The organism is Filibacter tadaridae (genome assembly GCF_900609045.1).
Taxonomy (GTDB): Bacteria; Bacillota; Bacilli; order Bacillales_A; family Planococcaceae; genus Sporosarcina; species Sporosarcina tadaridae.
The window spans coordinates 1-557 of the sequence record NZ_UXAV01000049.1 but is presented as its reverse complement, the minus strand read 5'-3'; the positions used below and the strand labels follow the sequence as shown (position 1 = coordinate 557).

Here is a 557-nt window from a genome sequence, read left to right as displayed (position 1 = left end):
CAGATAATGATTCTTAAAAAGGTATTGCATGAATAGAATCACAGAAGTGATCTATTCGAAGAAGAATTGAATTCTTCTCGGTTGATTCTTGATTTGTTGTAATCAATGTCGTTTTATCCAGTTTTCAAAGAACAAAAATACTCCCATTATGGAGTAGTTGGTGGAGCCTAGCGGGATCGAACCGCTGACCTCCTGCGTGCAAGGCAGGCGCTCTCCCAGCTGAGCTAAGGCCCCAGAAATATATGGTGGGCCTAAATGGACTCGAACCATCGACCTCACGCTTATCAGGCGTGCGCTCTAACCAGCTGAGCTATAGGCCCCTTCCGGGATTTCTTATGAAGTTTAAATAACATGTCCAGTCATAAATATCAATTCAAAGGGAAACTTTAATTTTTGAATGGAAATGCAAGCATTCCTATCCAAACCATCCGGTATCCGATTATATGAAGTGATATTCCTCACTTTATCATGAACCTTCAAAACTGAACGCAAAACGTCAATGTATAGAACCTCGTTCTATATTCCGTAATAATCCTTAGAAAGGAGGTGATCCAGCC

Annotated in this window: 2 tRNA genes; both read right to left on the bottom strand. The window is 41.1% G+C overall.

The window, feature by feature from the left end:
• Positions 1-158: 158 nt before the first annotated feature.
• A tRNA-Ala gene (locus tag FILTAD_RS15010) sits at positions 159-234 on the bottom strand.
• A 9-nt stretch (positions 235-243) separates the two neighbouring features.
• Positions 244-320: transfer RNA gene (locus tag FILTAD_RS15005), tRNA-Ile, on the bottom strand.
• Positions 321-557 lie beyond the last annotated feature (237 nt).